The 21,550-nt window shown below is 73.3% G+C and carries 18 protein-coding genes, 1 tRNA gene and 1 other RNA gene; 15 read left to right on the top strand and 5 right to left on the bottom strand.

Annotation, left to right across the window (positions count from 1 at the left end; genetic code table 11):
• Window positions 1–88 precede the first annotated feature (88 nt).
• Genes ACFWI8_RS13570 through ACFWI8_RS13555 form a run of 4 tightly spaced genes read left to right on the top strand, consistent with a single transcriptional unit; the run spans window position 89 to window position 5,451 of the window.
• A complete protein-coding gene (locus ACFWI8_RS13570; protein WP_387089875.1) occupies window positions 89–1,795 on the top strand; it encodes an FHA domain-containing protein in 1,707 nt (568 codons plus the stop codon).
• Window positions 1,792–2,850, top strand: coding sequence for a hypothetical protein (locus tag ACFWI8_RS13565; protein WP_387089872.1), 1,059 nt, complete (start codon window positions 1,792–1,794; stop codon window positions 2,848–2,850). The genes ACFWI8_RS13570 and ACFWI8_RS13565 overlap by 4 nt, the downstream gene beginning before the upstream one ends.
• 4 nt (window positions 2,851–2,854) lie before the next feature.
• Entirely contained in the window at window positions 2,855–3,739 is an 885-nt protein-coding gene (locus tag ACFWI8_RS13560; protein ID WP_387089869.1) for an Ig domain-containing protein, read from the top strand.
• 2 nt (window positions 3,740–3,741) lie between these two features.
• Complete coding sequence (locus ACFWI8_RS13555) at window positions 3,742–5,451, top strand: bifunctional serine/threonine-protein kinase/formylglycine-generating enzyme family protein (protein WP_387089866.1); 1,710 nt, start codon at window positions 3,742–3,744, stop codon at window positions 5,449–5,451.
• Between the two features lie 61 nt (window positions 5,452–5,512).
• Here ACFWI8_RS13555 and ACFWI8_RS13550 read toward each other — a convergent pair.
• A tRNA-Ser gene (locus tag ACFWI8_RS13550) sits at window positions 5,513–5,600 on the bottom strand.
• An 84-nt stretch (window positions 5,601–5,684) separates the two neighbouring features.
• Between ACFWI8_RS13550 and ffs the strand changes: the two genes are divergently transcribed.
• The 6 genes from ffs to ACFWI8_RS13520 all read left to right on the top strand — a co-directional run bounded on the left by ffs (window position 5,685) and on the right by ACFWI8_RS13520 (window position 10,315).
• An RNA gene (gene ffs / locus ACFWI8_RS13545) (signal recognition particle sRNA small type) lies at window positions 5,685–5,783 on the top strand.
• 38 nt (window positions 5,784–5,821) lie between these two features.
• Window positions 5,822–7,924, top strand: coding sequence for a DNA polymerase III subunit gamma and tau (locus ACFWI8_RS13540; protein WP_387089863.1), 2,103 nt, complete (start codon window positions 5,822–5,824; stop codon window positions 7,922–7,924).
• 70 nt (window positions 7,925–7,994) lie between these two features.
• Window positions 7,995–8,333, top strand: a complete 339-nt coding sequence (locus tag ACFWI8_RS13535) for a YbaB/EbfC family nucleoid-associated protein (protein ID WP_311596398.1) — start codon at window positions 7,995–7,997, stop codon at window positions 8,331–8,333.
• A 50-nt stretch (window positions 8,334–8,383) separates the two neighbouring features.
• The gene (gene recR / locus ACFWI8_RS13530; protein WP_311596396.1) at window positions 8,384–8,983 is read left to right on the top strand and encodes a recombination mediator RecR; all 600 of its coding nucleotides are present in this window, start codon (window positions 8,384–8,386) and stop codon (window positions 8,981–8,983) included.
• A gap of 87 nt (window positions 8,984–9,070) precedes the next feature.
• Window positions 9,071–9,742 carry a DUF5063 domain-containing protein gene (locus tag ACFWI8_RS13525; RefSeq protein ID WP_387089859.1) on the top strand — a complete coding sequence of 224 codons (672 nt, stop codon included), beginning with the start codon at window positions 9,071–9,073 and terminating at the stop codon, window positions 9,740–9,742.
• Between the two features lie 204 nt (window positions 9,743–9,946).
• Complete coding sequence (locus ACFWI8_RS13520; protein WP_387089856.1) at window positions 9,947–10,315, top strand: hypothetical protein; 369 nt, start codon at window positions 9,947–9,949, stop codon at window positions 10,313–10,315.
• A gap of 21 nt (window positions 10,316–10,336) precedes the next feature.
• Here ACFWI8_RS13520 and ACFWI8_RS13515 read toward each other — a convergent pair whose 3' ends face one another.
• Genes ACFWI8_RS13515 through ACFWI8_RS13505 form a run of 3 tightly spaced genes read right to left on the bottom strand, consistent with a single transcriptional unit; the run spans window position 10,337 to window position 14,649 of the window.
• Entirely contained in the window at window positions 10,337–11,872 is a 1,536-nt protein-coding gene (locus ACFWI8_RS13515) for an MFS transporter (protein WP_387089854.1), read from the bottom strand.
• Window positions 11,869–12,420 carry a TetR/AcrR family transcriptional regulator gene (locus ACFWI8_RS13510; protein ID WP_387089851.1) on the bottom strand — a complete coding sequence of 184 codons (552 nt, stop codon included), beginning with the start codon at window positions 12,418–12,420 and terminating at the stop codon, window positions 11,869–11,871. The genes ACFWI8_RS13515 and ACFWI8_RS13510 overlap by 4 nt, the downstream gene beginning before the upstream one ends.
• Before the next feature lie 48 nt (window positions 12,421–12,468).
• Window positions 12,469–14,649 (bottom strand): SpoIIE family protein phosphatase, encoded by a 2,181-nt coding sequence (locus ACFWI8_RS13505; RefSeq protein WP_387089848.1) that lies wholly within the window; start codon window positions 14,647–14,649, stop codon window positions 12,469–12,471.
• A 199-nt stretch (window positions 14,650–14,848) separates the two neighbouring features.
• Here ACFWI8_RS13505 and ACFWI8_RS13500 point away from each other — a divergent pair, with 199 nt between their 5' ends.
• The 5 genes from ACFWI8_RS13500 to ACFWI8_RS13480 all read left to right on the top strand — a co-directional run bounded on the left by ACFWI8_RS13500 (window position 14,849) and on the right by ACFWI8_RS13480 (window position 20,855).
• Window positions 14,849–15,136 carry a hypothetical protein gene (locus ACFWI8_RS13500; RefSeq protein ID WP_387089846.1) on the top strand — a complete coding sequence of 96 codons (288 nt, stop codon included), beginning with the start codon at window positions 14,849–14,851 and terminating at the stop codon, window positions 15,134–15,136.
• Window positions 15,118–15,531 carry a DNA-binding protein gene (locus ACFWI8_RS13495; protein WP_387089843.1) on the top strand — a complete coding sequence of 138 codons (414 nt, stop codon included), beginning with the start codon at window positions 15,118–15,120 and terminating at the stop codon, window positions 15,529–15,531. The genes ACFWI8_RS13500 and ACFWI8_RS13495 overlap by 19 nt, the downstream gene beginning before the upstream one ends.
• Before the next feature lie 63 nt (window positions 15,532–15,594).
• Entirely contained in the window at window positions 15,595–19,314 is a 3,720-nt protein-coding gene (locus ACFWI8_RS13490) for a hypothetical protein (RefSeq protein WP_387089840.1), read from the top strand.
• A 59-nt stretch (window positions 19,315–19,373) separates the two neighbouring features.
• Window positions 19,374–20,102 carry an SDR family oxidoreductase gene (locus ACFWI8_RS13485; protein WP_387089838.1) on the top strand — a complete coding sequence of 243 codons (729 nt, stop codon included), beginning with the start codon at window positions 19,374–19,376 and terminating at the stop codon, window positions 20,100–20,102.
• A 66-nt stretch (window positions 20,103–20,168) separates the two neighbouring features.
• Entirely contained in the window at window positions 20,169–20,855 is a 687-nt protein-coding gene (locus tag ACFWI8_RS13480) for a response regulator transcription factor (RefSeq protein ID WP_387089835.1), read from the top strand.
• Window positions 20,856–20,882: 27 nt separating this feature from the next.
• On the opposite strand, the gene ACFWI8_RS13475 is transcribed toward ACFWI8_RS13480, so the two are convergent.
• Window positions 20,883–21,550: alpha/beta hydrolase (locus ACFWI8_RS13475; protein WP_387089832.1), on the bottom strand; the 668-nt coding region annotated here is incomplete at its 5' end.

Here is a 21,550-nt window from a genome sequence, read left to right as displayed (position 1 = left end):
ACAGGGTCGTTCGAGATCCGGGTGCCGCTCATTTCCCGTGGACGCCGGGATCCCCGACGACCACACGACCAACCGTCGAAGGACCGCCATGTCCGTCCAACTACCGCCTTACCGAGCCCTGTTGGCGGGGGACATCGAGAGTTACTCCGCCCGGCCGGGTGACGCGCTGCCGGCGGTGCTCGGCACGCTGCAGAGAGTGGTGCGGGAGAGCATGCGCCGCTGCGACCTGGACTGGTCGGAGGCGGTCTTCCCTCAGGTCACGGGCGACAGCTTCGTCCTCGGGCTGGCCTCGGAGCGGTTACCTGTGGTGCTCGACCGCTTCCTTCCCGAGCTCCAACTGGCCCTGGCCGACGAGGCGGCGGCGCTGCCCCGGCGCGTGGGCGCGGTCCGGCTGCGCTGCGCCGTTCACGTCGGGCCGGTGCCCGACAGCGGGGTGTGCACGCCCATGACGGAGGTGCACCGACTGCTGGACTGCCAACCGGTGCGCGAGGCGCTGGCGCGGACCGACCCGGAGGTGACGTTCCTGGCCGCCATCGTCTCCGAGGCGGTCGTCAACGACGTGGTGAAGGCGGGCTACTCGCGGCTGCGGCCGGGTGAGCTGACCCGGGTGCGGGCCCGGGTCAAGCGGTTCGACCAGCCCGCGTTCGTCTTCGTCCCCAAGCCCTCGGGGCCGGGCCTGGGCAGTGGGTTCGCCGGGCCCACCCAGGCCCCGCCCGTGCCGCCGACCCCAGGGACCTCGGGGACGCCGGGGCCCTCGGGGACCTCCGCGGCGAACGGGACCTCCGTCCACAACGTGGTCAGCGACGCCCGCGTCAACGGCTTCGTCATCCAGAGCGGCGGCAACATCGTCGGCGGTATCCAGGCGCCGGTGACGGTCCAGGCCGCACCCGCCTCCCGGACCTGCCCCGTCCCGGCCGACGAGCTCGCCACGGCCGCGCGCCGGCACGCCGGTCTCGCTCCGCCCGACGTCCTGGAAGCCCGACGGCAGCTGCGGGAGCGGCACCTGGTGGTGCTGGCCGGCGACCCGGGAGACCGTCGTCACGCCGCGCTGTGGCTGCTCGGCGAACTGGCGGAGCGCGACCGGATCGAGATCGTCGATGTCGTCAGGGAACGGGCCCGCCCGGCCGTGGCCGGGCTCCCCCTGGACGCCCGCACCGGTTCCGTACTGGAGCTGAAGGAGTCCGACCGCGATCGCCCGGACACCCCCTTCGCCGAGGAACTGCTCCTGCACGCCCTCCGGCTGGCGCAGCACGGCTCCTACCTGGTGGTCACCGTTCCCCCGCGGCTCTGGGGCGCGTGCTGGCCGGTGCTGCCGGCCGTGCGCCTGGTCCGGCAACGCGACTCGGGCGGTACCGACCAGGGCGAGGAGTCCCTGCGTCTCGTCGACCCGGAGGGGAGTGACTCCGTCTACCCGCTCCGGACCGACCTCGGCGCCCCGCGTGGCCTGGTGACCCTGGGCCGAGCCACCCCGCACGCCGCCCCGCCCGACATCGTCCTCGACGCCGACCCGCGGAGCTGGATCTCCCGCGATCACCTCCGCCTGGAGTTCGACGACGGCCACTGGTGGCTGGTGCCGCGCAGCGACAACCGGCCGTTGCTCCTTCCCCGGGGCGGCGACGAGCCCTCCCGGGTCGAGGACCGGACTCGGCTCAGGGACGGCGACCAGATCCACATCGCGGTCCGCCCTGGCCAGGACGGCCGGTCGCGCCACTGGCGCATCGAGTTCACCGACCCGCACGACACGCGCCGGGCCCTCGGCCCCGGCGCGGCAATGGAGAACGGAGAGAACCGTTGACGACCTCGCTGTCATCTTCCCCAACCCCGGCCACGCCCGGCGCACTTGCCGACCCGGGCGGAACCCCCGCGCGCCGCGCCCCACGCACCTTCCTCGGCACCGGGATCGTGGCCGTCGGGTCCACCGCCGTGGCCGTGCCGCTGGGGCTGCTCGACCGGCTTCCCCTCCCCGACGGCCTCGGCGAGGGCGGAACGGGCGGGCTCGGGGCCGTGGTGCTCGGTGCGGCCCTCTGGGCGGTGCTCTTCGCCCTCGCCCGGCTGGCGAGCACCGCACGCGAGCGGTTCCTGCTGGGCCAGGTGCGGCTGGTCCTGGCGGACCAGCCGTACGCGGTATCGGTCGGGTCCGTCAGGCGTTCGCTGACGGCCCGGCTCAACGGACTGCCGCTGGAGAACTCCTTCATCGGGCGCCGCCTCAGGGCGCTGACCGAGGCGGGGGAGTCGGTCCCCGGCGTCCTGGCCGCGCACTCCGAACTCGACCACGGGCACCGGGAGGTGACCTATGGCCCGGCCAGGGCGCTCACCTGGGCGTTGCCCGCGCTCGGCTTCCTGGGCACGGCCTCGGAGATGGCGCGGGCCGTGGAGGGTCTGGGCAGCACGGTGGCCGCCACCTCGGACTACGCCCAGCTCCGCGACGCCCTCGTCACCGGTGTCATCCCGGCGCTGGCCCACGCGTTCACCCTGACACTCTTCGCCCTGGGGGCGAGCGTCGTCGCTCACACCCTCCTCGCGTGGGCCCATGCCCGCGAGGAGCGGGTCCTCCTGGACGTGGAGGACGTGATGCTGGAGATCGGCACGCTCGTCGGCCCCGGTCGTGGCCCCGGCGGCGCAGCCGCCGTGCCGGCCGAGCTGCCGGGCCAGCTGGCCGGTCTCGCCCACGAGGTCGGCGAGGCCCGGCGGGCGATGACGGAGTCGGTCGGCCGGCTCTCCGCCCTCGACCTGGCCCGCCTCGGCCCGCTGCTCCAGTCGGTCGACCACCGTCTCGAGCTGATCCATGGCGAGTTGGGCCGTGACCTCGTCATCAGTCGGGCGTACCGGCCCGGGCCGCCGCGGAGCTGACACGATGACCACTCCTCTCATCCCGGTCGCCGTCCGGCGGCGCGCCCGCACCGGTGACGGCGGGGCTCCCGTCGAACTCCGCTTCGTGGACATGCTCATGATCGTCATCGCCACGCTGATGTTCCTGGCGATCACGCTCAGCGTGGTCAGCGCCGTCGCCGCCCGCGGGGGCGGGGCCGACATCGCACGGCAGGCGTCCCCACCCCAGGTGACGACGCGCTCGGCGCCCACCGCCATCGCGGGACAGCCGTACTCGCTCACCCTCGCGGTCGAGGGCGGCGACGGCGACTACACCTGGCAGGCCACGAGCGGCGACCTGCCCGACGGCCTGTCCCTGCGCCCGGACGGCACCATCGAGGGAACGCCAGAACGCGTCGGCGAGGCCCGGCTCGACGTCCACGTCACCGACGGCTCCGGCCGCGTCTCGCCGGAGCGCGAGCTGATCCTCGCGGTGCGCCCCGCCGCCGAGGAGCCGACGGAGAGGATGCCGCTCCGGGTCCTCAGCCCGCTGGCGCTGCTCGACGACGCGGCGGAGGACGAGCCGTACCGCCACGCGTTCCGCACCGGTGCCGGCACGCCGCCGTACCGCTGGGAAAGCGGTGAGCTGCCGTCCGGGCTCCGGCTCTCGGCCGACGGCGTCCTGACCGGCCGCCCCGAGGACGGCGGCACCAGCGACTTCACGGTGACGGTGACGGACGCGGAGGGGGAGACGGCCCGTCAGGCGGTCCGCATGGAGGTGGCGGACGCGCCGCGCCCTCAGTGGCAGCAGTGGCTGCGCTGGGCCGTCATCGCCTTCGGCATCGTCGTCTGGGGCCGCTGGCTGCTCCTCGGGGGTGGCTTCGTCGGGCTCGTCAACCTGTTCACCGCCGGCGACCGGCGAAGGAGGTAGGAATGGCGCTGAAGAGCGGCATGGTGCTCTCCACCGGAGAGAAGGTGGTGGAGGTACGGCACGGCGGATTCGCCGAAGTGGGCGTGCTGGAGGACGAGTTCGAGGGGAGGAAGGTGATCAAGCGGCTCAAGGAGGAAGTGCTCAGGGAAGGCGGCGAAGACGTGGCCGAGGCGTTCTTCCGCGAGTGCAGGATCGTCGTCTCGAAACTACGCGAAAAGGCCCCGTACATCGCCGAGGGCCTGCTGGCCCTCCGTAACCTCGACGACCTCGGGCCGGTCCTCTTCGTCTCCTACGTGGACGGACCGGCGCTGCGGCGACTGATCCGCGACCGCCGCCAGTCGCTGAGCCAGGCGCTCCGGCTGGGCGACCAGATCGCCGAGGGCATCGCCTTCGCCCACGGTCGGGACGTCCGTCACCGGGACCTGAAGCCCAGCAACGTCCTCCTCACCAGGACCAACGAGATCCGGCTCATCGACTGGGGACTCTCCCGGGCGCACGACGTGATAGGCCTGACCGCCAGGGTGCCCGAATACCAGTCCCCGCAGCGCCGTGTCGACCCGGCCCTGGACGACCCGGCCGACGACGTGTACGCCGTCGGCGTCATCCTCTACGAGTGTCTGACCGGCGGCTACCCGCCCGAGGCGGCCGATCCGCCCCGGCTGCGCGCCGCGCTGGTCAGGGCCCATCCGCTCGCGCCCGCACCCGTACTCCAACTCCTCTGTCGCATGCTGGCGTTCCACCCCGAAGAACGCCCGTCCGCGGCCGAGGTGAAGAAGATGCTCAGCGATCCGGCCCTCCGAGCCGACGTGGCCGCGCGGGAGATCGAGAACCCCTTCTGCCGGGCCTGCTCCTTCGTCGCGGAGGCCGCGACCCGCACCCCCGACTGCCCGGTCTGCGGGGAGCCGATGTACGAACGGTACGCCGCTTCCCCGCGGGGAGGCATGGTCCGTGTGCCACCCGGTGTCTTCACCCACGGCCTCAGCCAGAACCAGGCGCGGCAGGCACTCATGGCAGCCGGCCTCAACCCCGATCCCCAGAACCTCGAACAGCTCGCTCCGCCGGACGACCCCCCGCGTGAGGTGTTCGTCCCCGGCTTCGACATCGACATCGCGCCGGTCACCAATCTCGCCTTCAAGGACTTCGTGGACGCCACCAACTACCCGACGCCCGAGGGCCTGCGCGACGCCTGCACCATGCGGCCCGACCACCCCGTGACCCACGTCACCTGGCGGGACGCGCTCTGCTACGCGCTCTGGTCGGGCAAGCGGCTCCCCCACCCCCTGGAACGGGAGAAGGCAGCGCGGGGCGACCGGGACAACCGGACCTACCCCTGGGGGGACACGTTCGAGTCGCGGCGCTGCAACCACGCGGCCTATCCCCCGAACTACTTCCCCACCACCTGCCCGGTCACCGCCTTCACCGAGGGGGACTCCGACGGCCGCTCGCCCTTCGGCGTGGCAGGGATGGCGGGCAACGTCAGCGAGTGGGTCTCCCACGGCCACGCATCGCACGGTCAGGGCCGCGACACCGAGATGCGGTCCGTCTGCGGCGGCGCGTGGAACGAACCCGTGGCGGTGTACGGAGCGGTGTCGATGCAGATCACGGCCGACATCAACTACAAGAGCGGCTCGGTGGGCTTCCGCTGCGCGGCGGACATCGTCTACCAGGAACGGAGGATCACGGAGAGCCCGCCCCAGGACAACGAGCGCTGAGACAAGACGAAGGCCCCGGCCGTGGATGGCGGCTGGGGCCTTCGGTCAGCCCGGTGAGAGCTGGCGGAGGATACGAGATTCGAACTCGTGAGGGTGTGAACCCAACACGCTTTCCAAGCGTGCGCCCTAGGCCTCTAGGCGAATCCTCCGTGGGGAACGATACAAGACTCCGGTGGATGGTCGCGAACCGTATGCGGGGGCGTGGGTGGGGGTGGGGATCGGGTAGGGTTGGCGGCAGCCCCTCACGCGGCGCTATCTCGCTGAACTCCCCCAGGGCCGGAAGGCAGCAAGGGTAGGTGAGCTCTGGCGGGTGCGTGGGGGGCGCTGTGCTGTCCGCCGGGTGTCAGTGGGGGCGGATATGGTCAAAGGCGTGTCCTCGCTCGCGCTGTACCGCCGCTACCGACCCGAGACCTACGCCGAGGTCATCGGGCAGGAGCACGTGACCGTCCCGTTGCAGCAGGCCCTGCGGAACAACAGGGTCAACCACGCGTACCTGTTCAGCGGCCCGCGTGGTTGTGGCAAGACGACCAGTGCGCGGATCCTCGCCCGGTGTCTCAACTGCGAGCGTGGGCCGACGCCCACGCCGTGCGGGGAGTGCCAGTCGTGCCGTGACCTCGCGCGGAACGGGCCGGGGTCGATCGACGTGATCGAGATCGACGCCGCCTCGCACGGTGGCGTGGACGACGCGCGTGAGCTGCGGGAGAAGGCGTTCTTCGGGCCGGCCGTCAGCCGGTTCAAGATCTACATCATCGACGAGGCGCACATGGTCACCCCGGCGGGGTTCAACGCCCTGCTGAAGGTGGTGGAGGAGCCGCCCGAGCACCTGAAGTTCATCTTCGCGACCACCGAGCCCGAGAAGGTCATCGGGACGATCAGGTCGCGCACGCACCACTATCCGTTCCGGCTGGTGCCGCCCGGCACGCTCCGTGACTACCTGCACGAGGTGTGTGAGCGCGAGGCGATCGCGGTGGAGAGCGCGGTGCTGCCGCTGGTGGTGCGGGCCGGGGCCGGTTCCGTGCGTGACTCGATGTCGGTGATGGACCAGCTGCTCGCGGGCGCCGGGGCGGACGGGGTCACGTACGAGATGGCCACGTCGCTGCTCGGGTTCACGGACGGGGCGCTGCTCGACGACATCGTGGAGGCCTTCCGGGCGGGGGACGGGGCCGCGGCGTTCGGGGTGGTGGACCGGGTCATCGAGGGGGGCCACGACCCCCGGCGGTTCGTGACGGACCTGCTGGAGCGGCTGCGGGACCTGCTGATCCTGGCGGCCGTGCCGGACGCGGCGGAGAAGGGGCTGATCGACGTTCCGGCGGACGTGCTGGAGCGGATGAGCGCGCAGGCGTCGGCGCTCGGTCCCGCGGAGCTGAGCCGGGCCGCCGACCTGGTGAACGGGGGGCTGACGGAGATGCGGGGGGCGACGTCACCGCGGCTGCAGTTGGAGTTGATCTGTGCCCGGGTGCTGCTGCCAGCGGCATACGGGGACGAGCGGTCGTTGCAGAGCCGGTTGGAGCGGCTGGAGCGGGGGGCGGTGTTCCAGCCGGGGCCGGGGCCGGCGGCGGGGGCGGGCCAGGGGCAGGTACGGGAGCAGGCCGCGGCGCCGGTGCCGGCTGCGCCGGCCCCCGTGGCGGTGCCCGAGCCGCCGCCCGTCGCGGCGCAGCCGCGGCCGCAGGCGGCGCCCGAGCCGCCCGCACCGGAGCCGGCTCCGGCGCCGAAGGCGGCCGGCGCCTGGCCAACGGCGAGCCGGCCCGCGGCCGCGCCGCAGCCAGCCCCGCAGGCGGCCCCACAGCCAGCCCCACAGGCCGGGGCCTGGCCGACGGCCCAGCCGGCCCAGCCGGCGCGGCCGGTACCGCAGGCCCAGCAGCCGCCGCAGGCCCCGCCCCCGCCCGTCGCCGGCGGAGGCGGTGGTGGGGACATCGGGCGGGTGCGGCAGATGTGGCCGGACATCCTGGACGCCGTGAAGGGGCGGCGCCGCTTCAGCTGGATCCTGCTCAGCCAGAACGCGCAGATCGCCGGCTTCGACGGGACCACGCTGCGGCTCGGCTTCGCCACCGCCGGCGCCCGCGACAGCTTCGTCAACAGCGGCAGCGAGGACGTGCTGCGGCAGGCGCTGAGCGAGGCGATGGGCGTGCAGTGGCGCATCGAGACCGTCATCGACCCGAGCGGGGGTGGCGGCGGTGGCGGTGGCGGTGGCGGGATGGGCGGCGGCGCGCCGTTCGCGCGGCCCGCCGCGCCGCAGCAGCCGCCGCAGGCCGCCCCGCCGCCCACGCCCTCGCCCATGCCCTCGCAGGGTGGCGCGCCGCAGCCGCCGCCCCCGCCCGAGCGGAGCGGGCCCCCGCAGCCGCCCCCGGTGGCGGCCGAGGACGACGTGGCGGCCGAGGACGACCCGGATCTCGACGACACGGCGCTCACCGGATACGAGCTGATCGTTCGGGAGCTGGGTGCGACCGTTATTGAGGAGTTTCGGCATGAGTAAGACCGACCGCCGCTGAGCCCGTAGGCTCAGGGGGGTCACAGGTAGTCGAGAGCCAGGAGTGAGACCGGCCGTGTTCCCCGGTGGTGGGGTCGACATGCAGCAGCTGCTGCAGCAGGCCCAGAAGATGCAGCAGGACCTCGCCGCGGCGCAGCAGGAGCTGGCCGAGACGCCGGTCGAGGGCTCCGCCGGTGGCGGCCTCGTCAAGGCCACGGTCACCGGCGCCGGCGAGCTGAAGAGCCTGGAGATCGATCCGCGCGCGGTGGACCCCGAGGACACCGAGACGCTGGCGGATCTCGTGGTCGCCGCCGTCCGCGACGCGAACAACGCGGCGCAGGAGCTGGCCAAGACCAAGCTCGGCCCGCTGGCCCAGGGCCTCGGCGGCGGTGGCCTTCCCGGGCTGCCGTTCTGAGCCTCGCTGGCCTATGGTGAGGCGGACCGAGGGAGAGGGCGGCACATTCCGTGTATGAGGGCGTGGTCCAGGACCTGATCGACGAGCTCGGCCGGCTGCCGGGTGTGGGCCCCAAGAGCGCCCAGCGGATCGCGTTCCACATCCTCCAGGCCGAGCCCACCGACGTCCGCCGGCTGGCCAACGCGCTGACCGAGGTCAAGGCGAAGGTCAGGTTCTGCGCCCTCTGCGGCAACGTCGCGCAGGAGGAGCACTGCCGGGTCTGCCAGGACCCGCGTCGGGACGCCACGGTGATCTGCGTGGTCGAGGAGCCCAAGGACGTGGTGGCGATCGAGCGCACCCGCGAGTTCCGTGGCCGCTACCACGTGCTGGGCGGCGCGATCAGCCCGATCGACGGCGTCGGCCCCGGCGACCTGCGGATCAGGGAGCTGCTCGCCCGCCTGGCCGACGGCACGGTCACGGAGCTGATCCTCGCCACCGACCCCAATCTGGAGGGCGAGGCGACCGCCACCTACCTGGCCAGGATGGTCAGCTCGCTCGGATTGCGGGTCACCCGGCTGGCCAGCGGGCTGCCGGTCGGGGGAGACTTGGAATATGCCGACGAGGTCACCCTGGGGCGCGCCTTCGAGGGGAGGCGGCTGCTCGATGTCTGAGGCCTCGACGTCTGAGGCAGGGAACGCGGGGAACGCTCGACACGGGCAGTCCGTTGGGTCCGTAGGGACAGCAGGGGAGGCGATCGCGTGACGTCCGAAGTGGTGCCGAGCGAAGAGGAGCTGGCGGCCTCCGGGCCCGACAGCTTCGCCGTGCAGATCGCCGACCAGGTCGAGAGCTTCATGGTGGCGGTCACGGAGGTCGCCAAGGGCGACGACCCGGACAGCGCCGTCCCCTATCTGCTGCTCCAGATCTCGCAGCTGCTGCTCGCCGGCGGCCGGCTCGGCGCGTACGAGGACATCGTCCCCGAGGAGCGCTACGAGCCCGACACGGGCCCCGACCCCGACATGGACGAGCTGCGGGAGCGCCTCGCCGCGCTGCTCGCGCCGATCGACGTGTACTCGGAGGTCTTCGACCCCTACGTGCCGCACAGCAAGCCGGTGCCCTCCCGCATCTCGGACGACCTCGCCGACATCATCAGCAACCTGCGGCACGGCATGGCGCACTACCGCGAGGGCCGGATCAGCGAGGCCCTGTGGTGGTGGCAGTTCTCCTACCTGTCGAACTGGGGCCCGACGGCCAGCGCCTCGCTGCGCGCACTGCAGTCGCTCGTCGCGCACGTCCGCCTCGACACCCCGCTCGCCGAGCTCGACGGCCTGGACACGGACAGCGGCGCCGAGGACGGCGACCTGGAGCGGCAGGCCGGCCGCGTGATGGAGGCCGAGATCGCGACCCCGCTGGGCCTGTCCCCCGAGCGCTGAGCGCTTCGCTGGATGTGCGGCGCCATGTCGTCGGTCGGACCCGCGCATCGTCGTGGCTGAGGGGCGCCCAGGCGGCCCCAGCCGCCCACTTCACGGGCCCGGCCTGGGCCCCGCCATGCCCGGCGACGGCTTCCGGTGGCGCCCACCCCGAAGGACAATGGGGGTGAGAGACGTCAAACGATCCTCCTGAGAGGGGTGAGCGTGATGACGACGATGACCCGGGACGAGACCCCCGTGGTGGTGTCCAACGAGGCGGGCGTCGAGGTCCGCAGCAAGCCGATCGGCGGCGATCTGGCCGTCAGCTACATCCGGCTCCCCGCGGGTACGGACATGTCGATCCCGCTGAAGGGACTGCCGGACGACCAGTGCCAGTGCCCGCACTGGGGCTTCCTGACCAAGGGCCGGATGAAGCTGCACACCGGGCACGGCGACGAGATCTACGAGGCCGGGCAGGCTTACTACTGGGCGCCCGGGCACGCCCCGGAGGCGCTCGAGGACAGCGAGCTGATGGAGTTCTCGCCGGCCGACGACTTCGCCGAGGTGCTCGACCACGTGAAGGAGCAGGTCGGCTGAGCGACCGGCGCGGCCGGCCGCTCAGTGGTCCACGGGCTCGCCGTCCAGCAGCCGCTGCCCGCGCAGCAGGAACCAGGCCGCGACGGCGGCGGTCAGCAGGACCGCGGCCCCCGCGCCGGCGGCGAGCGTCAGGCCGTCGACGAAGGACTGGCGGGCGACGTCCAGCAGTTCGGCGGCGGAGGCGGGCGGCAGCTGGGCGGCGGCCTCGACGGCTCCGCCCAGCGACTCGTGTGCCGCCTCCGGGGTGCCGGCCGGGCCGGTGAAGTCCCGGTAGACGCCGGTCACGAGGGAGCCGAGCAGCGCGATGCCGAGGGCCGCGCCGAGTTCGTACGCCGTCTCGGAGACGGCGGAGGCGGCGCCCGCCCGCTCCTTGGGGACGCTGGAGAGGATGACGTCGGCGGTGACGGTGAAGGAGAGCCCGGAGCCGAGGCCGACGACCAGCAGGGCGGCGCCGAGCAGCGGGTAGTCGGTGTGCTGGCCGATGACCGTGAGGGCGGCGAGCCCGAGGCCGACGGCGGCCAGGCCACCTGCGACGACGGCCCGCACGGAGAACCGCCGCGCCGCGCGACCGGCGAGCAGGCCGGCCGTCACCGCGCCGAGGGCGGCGGGCAGTTCGGCGAGTCCGGCTTCGAGGGGCCGCCGGTCCTGGACCAGTTGCAGGTACTGGGAGAGGAAGAAGACAAGACCTGACAGGCCGAGGATGGTCATCAGGTCGGCCATGACCGCGCCGCTGAAGCCGCGGCTGCGGAACAGCCGCATGTCGAGCAGCGGCGTCGGCAGGGTGTGCTGGCGCCGCACGAACGCGGCCAGGGCGGCGACGCCCAGCAGGCCGGCGGCGAGCGTGCCCCAGGCGAACCCGTGCGCGGCGGCCTCCTTGATCGCGTACACGATGCCGACCATGCCGACCAGCGACAGGGCGACGCTGACCAGGTCCCACGGCCCGGGGGCCGGGTTGCGGGACTCCGGCAGCAGCCTGGCGCCGACGAGCACGAGGACGGCCATCACCGGCACGTTGATCAGGAAGACCGAGCCCCACCAGAAGTGCTCCAGCAGGAAGCCGCCGGCGATCGGGCCGATCGCCATGCCCGCGGACGCGGCGGCACCCCAGACGCCGATGGCGACGCTGCGTTCGCGCGGGTCGTGGAAGAGGTTGCGGATGAGGGCGAGGGTGGCGGGCATCAGCGTCGCGCCGGCGACGCCCAGCAGGGCGCGGGCCACGATCATCAGCTCGGGCGTGGCCGCGTAGGCGTTGAGCACGGATATCGCGCCGAAGGCCGTGGCACCCAGGAGCAGGACGCGCTTGCGGCCCACGCGGTCGCCGAGGCTGCCCATGGAGATGAGCAGGCCGGCGATCACGAAGGAGTAGACGTCGCCGATCCACAGCAGTTGGGTGCCGGACGGGCCCAGGTCCTCGCTGAGGTAGGGGGTGGCGAGGCCGAGGACGGTCGCGTCGACTGCGACCAGCAGCACCGCCAGGACGAGGACGGCCAGCGCGAGCCAGCGGCCGGGGCGCCTGACCTCCCCGACGGTGTCGGCCGGCCTCGTGGTGGTGGTCATGGTTCCTCTCTCCGGATCGCGCCGCCGAGCAGCAGCTCGACGATCAGGTGGGTGAAGTCGTTGCGCGCCACCCGGCCGTCGCTCACGGCCCAGGCCGCGGAGCCGATCAGGCCGTAGAGCGCCTCGGTGAGCCAGACGGGGCTGAGGTCGACGCGGAACTCGCCGCTCTCCTGGCCGCGCCGGAACAGCGCGGCGAGCCGGGCGTCGACGCGGGCCCAGCCCGCGTTCTGCTCGGCGCCCTCGAAGAGCTGGTTCTCGGTGTAGAGGAAGGCGAGCAGGGCGGCGGCGGGCTCGATCGCGGCGACCAGGCGGCGCACCGCGTCGGCGGCCGTGCCCTGCTCGGGGCGGGCCGCCTCCAGGGCGGCCTCGCACTCGGCGATGCCGAGGGCCTCCAGGGCGCGGACGAGCGCGTCGCGCCCGGCGAAGTGCCGGTGCAGCGTCGCCCGACTGATCCCGGCGGCCTGGGCGACCTCGTCCATGGTCGCGGTGGACTTGCGGGACAGCAGCGCGGCGGCGGCCCGCAGTACGTGGTCACGATCGACAGCCATGAGACAAACGTAACTCATGTGAGACATGAACGTCTCACGCCGTCCGCCTCACCCCCGCGGGCTGAGCAGCAGCAGCGCGATGTCGTCGCCGCGGCCGCCCGTCTGGTGGGAGCGCAGCAGCGTCTCGGCCAGCTCGTCCATGCTGCGCTCCGGCTGCTCCGCGATCCGCCCGAAGTGGTCCGCGAGCGCGGCGGTGGCGTCGTCGAGGTGGATGCCGGGCCGCTCGATCAGGCCGTCGGTGAAGAGCAGCAGCACCGCGCCGGGCGGCAGCGGGATCTCGACGGCCGGGTAGTCGGCGCGCGGGTCGACGCCGAGGACGGGCCCCGGCGGCACGTCCACCTCGCTGATCCGCCCGTCGGGCAGCCGCAGCAGCGGCGGCGGGTGCCCGGCCGTGGCCAGCCGCGCGATCCGCCGGCGCAGGTCGAGGTGGACGTACAGGCAGCTGGTGAACAGGCCGGGGTCGAGGTCGTTGAGCAGCCGGTTGGTGCGGGTCAGCACCTCGGACGGCGCGGTGCCGGCCGCCGCGTGCACGGCCGTGCGCACCTGCCCCATCAGCGCGGCCGCCGTCACGTTGTGCCCCTGCACGTCGCCGATCGTCGCGCCCGCGCCGCCGTCGAGCTCGATCACGTCGTAGAAGTCGCCGCCGATCTCCATGCCCTTGGTGGCGGCGAGGTAGCGGGCCGCCACGTCGAGCCCGGGGATGCTGGGCAGGTCGCGCGGGAGCAGGTCCTTCTGGAGCCGGCGGGCGAGACGCTGGTTGGCGTCGAAGAGCCGGGCGCGCTCCAGGGCCTGCGCGACCACGCCGGCCAGCGAGGTCAGCAGCGTCCGCTCCTCGGCGGTGAAGTCGTGCGGCCGGTCGTAGAAGATCACCGCGCAGCCGGCCACCCGCCCCGAGGTGACCAGTGGCAGGAAGGCCCACGCCGCCGAGGCGGCCTTCGCCCGGCCGGGGCCGGCGACCTCCTCCTGCGCGTCGGGGATGTGCGGGAAGCGGCGGCGCATCTCGTCCGGTGAGGCGTAGTAGGTGGGGACGCCCTCGGACATGGCGGCGGCGGTGGGGCTGGTGCGGCTGGTGAGCGGCGTGCCGTCGAGCCGGTTGGCGATCTCCGGGGGGCAGCCGCGATGCCCCACGACCCGCAGCCGGTCGCCCTCCGTGACGCACAGGATCAGCCCCTGCGCGTCGAAGGCCGGCAGCAGCTGGTCGGCGACCAGACGCACCACGTCCGCCACGCCCGCCGCCTCGGTGAGCGTGACCGCGAGCCGCATCACCTGGTAGATCGCCCCGACCCTGGTCGGCCCAGCGGGCGGCGGCTCGCCCCGCCGCTCGGGCGGCTCCTCGGCCGGGGCCCTGGCCGGGCTCAGCCGGAGGCTGACGCCCCGATCGCCCGGGTGCAGCTCGAACCGCAGCCAGTGCCCGGTGGCCCGCCGGGCCGTGAACGAGGTCGGCTGGCGGCTGATCACCGCCGATCTGAAGCGGTCCTCGTACGACGGGTCGGCCAGCCAGGGCACCGCCTCCCACAGCCGCGCGCCGAGCAGCTCGGCCCCGTTGACGCCGAGCAGCGCGGCCCCGCGCTCGGTGACGAAGGCGACCCGGCCGTCGAGCGCGAGGGCGCAGGCACCCTCCGGCAGCCGCTCGGCGAAGTCGGTCGCGGCCAGTGCCTGCTCCGGCTCCGGCATCCGGGTCCGGGGCCGCTCGATGATCGTCGGCTCCTCCGGCAGGCGCACCGGGCAGCCGCGGCGGGCCGCGTCGCGCAGCAGCGGCCCGAGGCGGCGGCAGCCGGCCTCCAGCGGCTCACGCTCGTGCGGCGCGAGCTGCGAGGGGTGCGAGCCGGGCCAGAGCACCATCAGCACGCCCCAGCACTCCTCCTCCGCCGCCTCCGTCCCGTCGGTGGTGGTGATGGGCGCGTGCGCGACGGCGTACGAGTACGGCAGCGGCACGCTCACCCGGGGCCCGCGCCGGTCGTGCCGGCCGCTCTCCTGCCAGACCAGACGCCGCTCGTTGACCGCCCTGGTCAGCGGCACCGGCACGTCCAGGCCCACCCGCGACCAAGGCCCTGCGACGTCCATCGGGATGCCGCAGACCACGGAGAGCCGCAGCACGTGCTCGCCCGGGGCCAGCAGGAAGACGCCGCCGCCGTAGCCGCCGGCCTCCCGGATGACCCGGTGCAGGTGCGGGCTCAGCAGCGCCAGGTCGTCGTCAGGACCGGAGCCCGAGCCCGTTCCGCAGCCCATACCAGCACGGTACGACGAGGTCACGCGGCCGGCATGCGTTGGCCATGGCCGGCCGGGCTCTGGCCGGGGGAGGCGGACACGCGCTGGTTCCTCGACCGGGACGCGCTCACCGCCGAGATCGTCCCTGCCGCCATGTGACGCCGGCCGGGGAGGAAACCGGTGGCGACAGGGTTTCCTACTTCTTTGATAATCTGGCCTCATGAGCACGGAGCCATACCGCGTCGGCGAGGGGCCGGCGACGAGAGTGAGCCTCTCGCTTCCCGAGGGAACGGCCGAGGCGATCCGGCAGCGGGTGGGCAAGCGTGAGTTCTCCGCCTTCATCGCGGCGGCCGTCGAGCGTGAGCTGCGAGGTCGGATCCTGGACGAGTACCTGGCCGACTACGAGCGCCGCCGGGGGCCCGTCTCCGAGCAGGAGCAGGAGCGAGCGCGAGGGATCTTCGACGAGGTCTTCGCCGAGGAGGCCGGTGAGTGGCCCGCCGCAAGCTGAGCCATGAAGGCACCCTCGTGCTCGACTGCGAGGGGCTTTCCCGGTTCGTCAACGACCACGAACCGGTGGTCGCGCTCGTCACGGAGGCGCGCAGGCGGGGCATGGAGGTGGTGACCAGTGCCCTCACCATCATCGAGGCAACCCACCGTCGCACGGACCGGGCGCGGCTCGCCTGGGTGCTGTCCGGGACGCGGGTCGTCCACGTCGGTGACGCGGAGGCCAAGGCCGCCTCCGCGTTGCTCATGGACGCCGGGCTGCACGGGCACAAGTACGCCATCGACGCCGCCGTCGCCGAGATGGCCCTGCGCCAGCAGCGGCCGGTCGTGATGCTGACCTCCGACATCGACGACATGGTCAGGCTCTGCGGTGACCGGGTGCGGCTCGTCGCCGTCTAGCCCGCGCCCTGGCCCGGTCGGTGCGGCGCTGGCACCATGGCGTGACGGGGGGTGACGGAGCCGATGCCGGACGATGATCAGCCGGAGTTCCGACAGTGGGCCGAGGCACGTGACGGGGCGCGGATCTACCAGGCCGGGCGTGATCTGCACGTGGTGTACGTCGCGGACGTGCGCGCCGCCCGGCGCGCGGGCGCTTCCGGGGGCGGGACGGACGAGTGCCCCTATCCCGGGCTTGCCTCGTTCGAGGCGGACGACGCCCGCTGGTTCCACGGCCGGGACGGGCTGACGGCGGAGATCATGGTCCGCCTGGACCCCCGGCTGACCGTGGCCCCGCCGGGGCCGTTGGTCGTGGTCGCCCCGTCCGGTGCCGGCAAGTCGTCACTGCTGCGCGCCGGCGTCGCGCCGGCGCTGGCGCGCGCCGATCCCGACCGTCCGCGCCCCGAGATCACGCCCGGCGCTCATCCGCTCGCCGCCCTGCCCGAGACGGACGGTGCCCTGCTCGTCGACCAGCTCGAAGAGCTCTTCACCCTCTGCGAGGACGAGGCCGAGCGGCTCGCGTTCCTCGACCGGTTACACGAGCGCGCCCAGCGCGCACCGGTCGTCTGCGCGCTCCGTTCCGACTTCTTCGCCCGGGCCGCCGGCTACGCGGTGCTCCGCACCGCGCTGGAGACCCGGCAGGTCGTCGTCGGCCCGCTGAGTGAGGACGGCCTGCGCGACGCGATCACCCTGCCGGCCGCCGAGGCGGGCCTGACCGTCGAGCCCGGTTTGGTCGAACGGTTGCTGGACGAGCTCGGCCACGCCGAGGCCGGGCGACTCCCGCTCCTCGCCCACGCGTTGCGCGCCACCTGGCAGCAGCGCGAGGGCGACACCCTGACCGTGGACGGCTACCGCGCCACCGGCGGCATTCGCGCCGCCATCGCCACCACCGCCGAGACGACGTACGCGGCGCTCGACGAAGCGGCGCGCGCCGCCGCCCGCACGATGTTCCTGCGCCTCACCCGCATCGGTATCGACGGCGCCGAGGACACGCGGCGGCCGCTGCCGGCCACCGACCTCGACCCGGTGGCCCTCAAGGCGTTCACCGCCGCGCGATTGCTCAGCCGCGACGACGACACCGTCACCATCACCCACGAGGCGCTGCTGCGCGCCTGGCCGCGCCTCCGCGAGTGGATCGAGGCCGACCGCACCGACCAGCTGGTCCGTCAGCAGCTGGAGGAGGCCGCGACCGAGTGGGATCGGGCGGGCCGCGACCGCGACCTGCTGTGGACCGGCAACCGTCTCGGGGCGGCCGAGAAGTCGCCGGCTGACCGGCTGTCCGCGCTGGCCACGGCGTTCCGGACGGCTGCCCGCCGCCGCGCTCGGCGCGCGACGCGCCTCCGGCGTGGACTGACGGCGCTGCTCGCCACGCTGACCGTCTCCGCCCTCCTCGCCGCCTACCTCGCCAGCCAGGCGCGAAACGAGGCCGAGGACCAACGCGACACGGCCCGGTTACGCCAGATCACCGCCGTCGCCGAGGAGCTGCGCGACTCCGATCCATCGGTGGCCGCCCAGTTCGACCTCGCCGCCCACGCGATGCGCCCCGACGACCCGGGGGCCCGCGTCGGCCTGCTCAACGACACCAACCGTGTTCTGTCCACGCCCCTCACTGGGTTGGCCAACGTCGTTTTCAACGAGGCGGCCGGGGTGTTGGCCAGCCTCAGCGACGGCACCGTGCGACTGGTGGAACTCGGTGGTCCGTCAGGCGGGGAGCCGCCTCACGTGTCCCTGCCAGGTGATCCGCCCGACATCGCGACCATGGCGTTCACCCCGGACGGCACCAGGTTGGTCACCTCCCACGTGGACGGCACCCTGCGCCTGTGGGACATCGGCGACCCGGCCAGGCCCGAGCTACTGGGCGACCCCGCCGCCACGGAAAGCACGCCCGGCGGCGCGGTGTTCAGCCCGGACGGTGCGGCCTTCGTCGTCACCAGCCTGGAGGGGCCGATCCAGCTCTGGAGTGCCACCGGCCCGGACGGCCCGCTCGCGCTCGGCGAACCGCTGCCCAGCGACCCCACCGGCGTGGCGGAGGCCGAGTTCAGCCCGGACGGGAGCCTCCTCGCCACCTCGGGCCTGGCCGGTGCGGTGCAGGTGTGGGACGTGACCGATCCGGCCCGGGCCACCCTCGTGGGCGAGCCGCTCACCGGCGATGGTGCCATTGGTGTCGCCCGGTTCAGCCCGGACGGCACCACTCTCATGACGGGGGACGACGCGGGCGCGGTGCGGTTATGGGATATGGCGGACCCCGGCGACGCCCAGCCGATCGGCGCCCCCGTGACCGGCCACCCGTCCGCCGTGGTGTCGGCGGCCTTCTCGCCGGACGGCCGGACGCTCATCACCGGCGACGAGAGCGGCGGCCTGCGGATATGGGACGCCACATACGAGTTGTCCGCCCAGACACTCGGCCCCGAACCGATCCCCAGCGGCGGCGGCGTCGATCTGTCGGCCATCAGCCCGGACAGCCGCTTCCTGGCCACGGCTGGCGGTACGGACGCCGCGGTGCGGCTGTGGGACGTCAGCCGCGCCGGCGAAGCGGGACTCCTCGGTCCGCCGCTCGCCCACAACTTCATCATCGATTCGCTGGCGTGGACCGCCGACGGCCGAACCCTCGTCGTCGGCGACCGGGACGGTACCGTTCGACTGTGGCGCCTCCCCGCCACGCTGCTCACCGGTGCCTTCCTGGCCAGCCCTGGAATGGACCAGCCGGTCAGCCCGGACGGCAGGACACTCGCGATCCCCGCCTACGAGACGGTGCTCACGTGGGATATCGCGGATCCGAACCGCCCGGAGCCCTTCGCCCCGCCATGGCGAAGGCAGGACTGGGATCCGTGGTCCACGGCCTGGAGCCCGGACCAGGCGTCCCTGGCGACGCTCGAGAACGACGGGACACTCGAGCTGTGGGACCTCAGTGACCCCTCGCGTCCGGTGTCGCTGAGTCGCACGTCGATCGGCGACTACGGAGTTGTCGACCGCGTGATCTGGGCTCCGAACGGCGAGACACTGGCGGCGGTCAGCGCCGCCCAGAACGCGGTGCAGCTCTGGGACGTGCGGGACCGGGCCCGTCTCGTCCCCCGGGGCGATCCTCTGAACCCGCCGTCGGACGCGCGGTTGGTCGCCTTCACCCCCGACTCCCGAATCGTCGTCGTGGTCGGCGGCACCAATGCGGAATCCGCCGCGTACCTGTGGCGGGTCGACGGCGCCACTCCGCCGGACGGCCCGCTCGGAGTGGTAAGGGCGGTCGACGAGAACGGCATCAGCGCGGTCGCGTTCAGCGGGGACGGCCGGACGCTGATCACCGGCGGCGGGGACGGCACCGTGCGCCTGTGGAACGTGGCCGACCCGGCCAGGCCGGAAGCCTCCGGCGTGATGTCGGCCGGTCACCGGGACGGCGTTTCCCGGTTGGCGAGCAGTCCGACCGAGGGCGGTCTCCTCGCCAGCCTCGGTCTCGACGGGCGGCTTCAGCTCTGGGACATCAGCATCCCGGACCGGCCCCGACGGTTCGGCCAACCGTTCGGTGTCGCCGGCGAGTCGAGCATCTGGTTGGGTACCGGCCTGGCCTTCACCCCCGACGGCGACACGCTGGTCGCCACGATCGGCGACGTCCTCTGGATCTGGCACCTCGACCCGGACGTGAACCGGGCCACCATCTGCGAGGCCACCGCCGGCGCCCTCACCCGCGAGCTGTGGGAGCGGTATCTGCCCGATCTGCCCTACCGGCCGCCGTGCGGCGACGACGGTGGCGCGTGACGCCGCACGCGGCGCAGATATGCCATATTGCGGGCAAAGCCCCCACCGAAAGGCATGTCATGAAGCTCGCGGTCATCGGCGGCACCGGTCTCATCGGGTCGCGGGTCGTGAAGGATCTGGACGCCGCCGGCCACGAGGCGGTTCCGCACGGGAAGTCCACCGGCATCGACGTCATCAGCGGTCAGGGCGTGGACGAGGCCGTCGCCGGGGTCGACGTCGTGGTCAACCTCACCAACTCCCCGACCTTCGACGAGGCGTCCCTGGCCTTCTTCCGGACCTCGATGGACAACCTGCTGGCCGCAGCCCAGCGCGGCGGCGTCCGGCACTTCGTCGTGCTCTCCATCGTCGGCGTGGACCAGGTGCCCGAGCTGGACTACTACCGGGCCAAGGCCCTCCAGGAGGAGATCCTGACGTCGGGACCGATCCCGTATTCCATCGTCCGCGCGACGCAGTTCATGGAGTTCGTGGACGCGGTCATGTCCTGGACCGCCGAGGGCGAGACCGTCCGGCTGCCCGCGACGCCGATCCAGCCGATCGCCGCGAAGGACGTGGCCGCCGCCGTCGCCGAGGTGGCCGCCGGGGAGCCGCTGATGGGTGTCCGCAACGTCGGCGGGCCCGAGATCCTCCCGTTGGACGAGCTGGGTCGGATCACCCTCTCCCACCGGGCCGACGGCCGCACCGTCGTCACCGACCCCACCGCCGGCATGTTCGCCGCCGTCCGGGGGGACGTCCTCACCGACCCGAACGCGCGTCTCGCGCCGACCCGTTACACCGAATGGCTCAACTGAACCGGTGATGACCGGTAATGAACCGTCGCCCTCGGGACAAGTAATGGCGAGGTGAGGAGTCGAAGCATGACCCGGATTCTTGTCATCGACGGCGACGAACGGTTCCGGCAGGGGCTGGCCCGGCTGCTGCGCGCCGAGGGGTTCGAGGTGTCCGCCGCCGCCACCGGCCGGGACGGCGCCGAGCTGCTGGAACGCGACGGCGCCGACGTGGTGTTGCTCGACGCCGTGCTGCCGGACCTCTCAGGACTTGAGCTCTGCCGCCGGATCCGCGGCCGCTCGCAGGCCGCGGTGATCTTCGTCAGCGCGCGGGACAGCGAGATCGACCGCGTCGTCGGCCTGGAGGTCGGGGCCGACGACTACGTCGCCAAGCCGTTCTCCGCGCGCGAACTCGTCGCCCGCGTCCGCGCCGTGCTGCGCCGCCGCGACGAGTGGCACGCGGTCGACGACGACCCGATGGCGCTGGAGGCGGGACCGGTCAGGATCGACATCGAACGCCACCAGGTCGCCGTCGCCGGCCGCCAGGTCGGACTCCCCCTGCGGGAGTTCGACCTGCTGGCCTACCTGCTCCGCAACGCCGGCCGCGTCCTCACCCGCGGCCAGCTCATGGACCGCGTCTGGGGCGCCGACTACGTCGGCGACACCAAGACGCTCGACGTTCACGTCAAACGCCTCCGCGACAAGATCGAGCCGGACCCCGGCGCGCCACGCCACCTGCTGACGATCCGGGGCCTCGGCTACAAGTTCCAGCCGTGAGGGACCGCCCGCGCCGCACCTTCCCGATCACGGCTCGGCCGGGCAGGCGAGGTCACGCGCGGGGCGCTGCCCGGTGGTCAGGAACGTCGTGACCGCGTCGTTGGCGCAGGTGTTGGCGCCGAACGGGTAGACGCCGTGCCCGCCCTGGTCGGCCGTCACCATGACGGCCCGGTCCCCCAGCGCCCGCCGCATTTCCCGGGCGCCGGCCAGCGGCGTTCCCGGGTCGCGCTCGTTCTGCGCCATGAGCACGTTCGACGGGCCCCGGTCGCCGATCTCCAGCGGCGGTTCGAACCCCTCGGTCGGCCAGAACGCGCACGGCCCGATGTTGGCCGATGACCCGCCGATCATCGGGTACCGCTGCCGGTCGTGCGCGACGTTCCGCTGGTACTCCCGAACCGAGTCCGGCCAGCGCGAGTCGGCGCAGATCACATGGAGCCGGGCCGACATGACGTTGTCCATGTTCGGCACCGGCGGCAGCGGCGGCGGGGCCTGGCCCGCGTCGAACGCCTGCCATGCCTCGGCCAGCTCGGCCAGCTGCGCGTCGCTGTAGAGGCGGTCGAAGGTGAGCCCCCGGAACCACCATCCGTCCAGGCCGTCGATCGGCTCCTCGTCCAACCGCTCCGCGAGCTCGAAGAACGTCGCGGTCACCTCCTCGGGCGTGCTGCCGAGACCGTACTCGGGACGCGCTGCCGCGA

This window comes from Streptomyces sp. NPDC127098, assembly GCF_042722465.1.
Lineage (GTDB): Bacteria > Actinomycetota > Actinomycetes > Streptomycetales > Streptomycetaceae > Streptomyces > Streptomyces millisiae.
Note: the sequence above shows the minus strand (reverse complement) of the source record. Positions and strands in the feature narration are given on the sequence as shown.